At 74.5% G+C, this 3,368-nt stretch carries 3 protein-coding genes; 1 reads left to right on the top strand and 2 read right to left on the bottom strand.

Going from position 1 to position 3,368, the window contains the following annotated elements; translation table 11 throughout:
- Positions 1 to 97: 97 nt before the first annotated feature.
- Both ACWEVO_RS33070 and ACWEVO_RS33075 read right to left on the bottom strand, forming a co-directional pair.
- Entirely contained in the window at positions 98 to 1,765 is a 1,668-nt protein-coding gene (locus ACWEVO_RS33070; RefSeq protein WP_452311358.1) for a right-handed parallel beta-helix repeat-containing protein, read from the bottom strand.
- Positions 1,766 to 1,855: 90 nt separating this feature from the next.
- A complete protein-coding gene (locus ACWEVO_RS33075) occupies positions 1,856 to 2,818 on the bottom strand; it encodes a COX15/CtaA family protein (protein WP_452311359.1) in 963 nt (320 codons plus the stop codon).
- Positions 2,819 to 2,916: 98 nt separating this feature from the next.
- On the opposite strand from ACWEVO_RS33075, the gene ACWEVO_RS33080 reads away from it, so the two are divergent.
- On the top strand, positions 2,917 to 3,368 hold a 452-nt coding region (locus ACWEVO_RS33080), incomplete at its 3' end, for a helix-turn-helix transcriptional regulator (protein ID WP_452311360.1).

Consider the following 3,368-nt stretch of genomic DNA (forward strand, 5'->3'; position numbering starts at 1 on the left):
CCCCGTCCGGCAGCGCCACCGCCGTGGCGGGGGCGGGCCCCCCGCCCCCCCCGCCCGCGCCGCCCCCCCCCCCCCCCCCGCTACCGGGCCCGGGTGCTCAGTCCTGGTGGTTGCGCTGCCAGCGGCCGGCCACCGGCGGGGTGTCCAGGCGCACCGCGCCCTCGGCGTTGCCGAGGAAGTCGTTGTCCTCCACCCGGCAGGAGACGCAGCTGCCCCGGTCGGTGACCCACAGCCCGTACGTCTGGGTCTGGTCGTCCCGGTGGTCCCAGATCCGGTTGGCCCGCACGGTGGCGAAGTCGAACGCGGCGTTGACGGTGATCCCGGCCCGCACGGGCGGCGGGTCCGGCAGCTCGTACCGGGCCCCGGGGGGCGGGGTGTCCTCGTTCCACCCGCTGACCGCGTCCGGGCGTACCTCGGCCAGGGTCAGCTCGGTGTCGGTGTTCGCGGCCACCACGGCGGTGTGCGAGCCGACCCGGACGACCTTGCCCCGGTGCCCGTCGGGTGGCCAGTGCGCCCCCGCGTCGACCAGCTTGCGGTCGCCGTAGCGCACCGACTCGCCCGCCCCGCTCGCCGCCGGCGCGCAGCGGCGGCCGTTGTTGCGGATCCGGTTGTTCACCACCGTGGCGTCGGTCATCGGCCGGTCGATCCGGATGCCGTCCAGCCCGTTCTCCCAGATCTCGTTGCCGTCGAGCACCACGTCGGCGGCCGCCCCGGTGAAGCCGTGCCCCAGGTCGTGCTCGTGGTAGCCGTACCCGCCGTTGCGGCTGATCCGGTTGCCCCGGACGGTGTACGGCCCGGGGGAGTTGCCCATGCTGATCCCGTCCCCGACGTTGCGATCGAGCACGCAGTCGGTGAGCAGCCCGCCGCGCCCCGCGACCCCGGCCGTGCCGTTGGCCGAGACGTCGAAGCCGGCCTCCAGGTTGTCGCTGAGCGTGCAGGACGAAACGATCAGCCCGTCGGTGCCCCAGTCCGAGATGCCGAACCGGTTGGCCTGGCTGTGGCAGCCGATGATGCGGTAGCCCCGTGGCGGCGGCCACCAGTCCTTCTGCAGCTCCAGGAAGATCCCGTTGGTGCCGTTGCCGACCGTGGTGCAGTTGGCGATGGTGAGCCGCTCCACCTCGCCCCAGCCGCCGGCCCCGATCCCGATGCCGGCGCCACCCATCTCCACCCCGTTGTCCAGCCGGCCGCAGCCCACCGCGACCACCCCGTCGATCAGGCTGTCCTGGAGGAAGTCGCAGCCCAGCCCGCTCGCCCCGGTGTGGTGGATGTAGAGGTTCCGGAACACCCCCCGGACCATGTACTGGATGCCCAGGCCCTTGGCGAGGTAGCAGTACTGCACCTGGCCCACCCCGGACCCGTCGATCTCGAAGTCGGCGAAGGTGCAGTCCGCGATGTGCCGCTCCCTGCTGGCCCCGTGCTGCAGCACCGTCCAGTACGCCAGCGGCACCGGGTCGGCCCGGTTGCCCTCGTTGCTCAGCAGGAAGCGGGTGGCCGCCGGGCCGGCGCCGATCAGCGACACCCCGCTGCGCCACACCGTGCCGGCGTCCCGGATCGAGTAGATCCCGGGCGGGCACCAGATCACCCGGGCGCGGCCGTCCGCGGCGTACCCGTCGCCCAACCGGTCCACCAGGGCGGAGAGCGCCGGCTGGTCGTTGGTCACCCCGTCGCCGGTGAGCCCGAACTCCCGCGCGTCGCACCACAGCGGCGCGCCGGCCACCGGGGTGAGCCGCTGCGGCACGGCGGTGGACAGCCCTCTGGTGGACACGGACGCTCCCCTCGGCGTACGGATGTCTCCGCCGCCGGGTTCCCGCCGGGTCCCGGGGTTAACGCCGGGACCGCTGCCCCGGTCCGTGGGTCAGGCGACCGCGGTGACCGGTTCCGCCGCCGGTGCCGGCTGTGCGGGCGGCGCGACCGGCCGGCGCTCCCGGGTCGACCAGAGCACCGCCAGGGTGGCCAGCAGCACCAGGCACGAGCCGAGCATGTGCGCGGCGACCAGGGCGGCCGGCAGGTGGGTGAAGTACTGCACGAAGCCGATCAGCCCCTGGCTCAGCTCCACCGCGACCAGCACCGCGGCGGCCCGGGCGGCCCGGGTCGCGCCCACCGCCCGGAAGGCGAGGACCAGCGCCACCGAGAGGCCGATGAGCAGGAACACCCCGTCGGCGTGCACCTGGGAGATCGCCTGCGGGTCGAGCCCGTTGCGGGCCGCGCCCTGGTCGCCGGCGTGCGGGCCGCTGCCGGTCACCCAGGTGCCGACCACCAGCACCGCCGCGCTCACCACGGTGGTGAGCAGGGCGAGGGTACGCAGCGGCGCGGGCACGGTGGGCGTCACCGGCCCGTCCGGCTCCACGATCCGGCGCCAGAGGGCGTACGCGGCGGCGATGACCACCATCGAGGCGAGGAAGTGCAGCCCGACCACCCACGGGTTGAGGTGGGTCAGCACGGTGATCCCGCCGATCACCGCCTGCGCGGGGATGCCGAAGAGCACGGCCAGCGCCAGCGGCAGCAGGCCCCGGCGGCGGGGCCGCTGGGCGAGCACGCCCAGCACCACGGCGAGCGCGATGATCCCCACCACGAAGGTGAGCAGCCGGTTGCCGAACTCGATCGCCCCGTTGATGCCCATCTCCGGGGTGGTGGTGTACGACTCGTCGGTGCACCGGGGCCAGGTCGGGCAACCGAGACCGGATCGGGTGAGCCGGACGCCCCCGCCGGTGACCACGATCGCCACGTTCGCGATGATCGAGGTGTACGCGAGGCGCGCCAGCAGCGTCGGGCTGACCGGGAACCGGACGGAAGGCTTCACGGAGCGAATCCTACGCACCGTAGTGGACCTCGATCGGGTGACTCCGCCACACCGGTGGTCGGGATCACCGGACCCCGGGTTTGCGGGCCCTCCGCGAATTACGTAACGTTGCTGTTGTGAAAAACGCGGCGGCGCTCTCCGAGCAGCTCCCGGCGACCGCACCGGTCGCCGGCGGGACCGCGTCCACCGACCTCTCCACCCGGGACCGGGTCACCCAGCTGCTGCTGGAGCGGGGTGCGACCACCGCCGCCCAGCTCGGCTCGGCGCTCGGGCTCAGCCCGGCCGCGATCCGCCGGCACCTCGACGCGATGCTCGCCGACGGCGACGTGGTCGCCCGCGAGCAGGCGGTGCGGGCCAGCCGGGGCCGGGGCCGGCCGGCCAAGGTCTTCGTGCTGACCGAGGCCGCCCGGGTGCGCTGCGGTACCCACCACTACGACAACATCGCCACCGCCGCGCTGCGCTGGATCGCCCGCAGCGGTGGCGCGCACGCGGTCGAGTCGTTCGCCGCCGAGCAGGTGGCCGCGCTGGAGGAGCGCTGCCGGGCCGCCATGGAGGACGCCGGCGACGA

Source organism: Micromonospora sp. NPDC003776 (assembly GCF_053605645.1).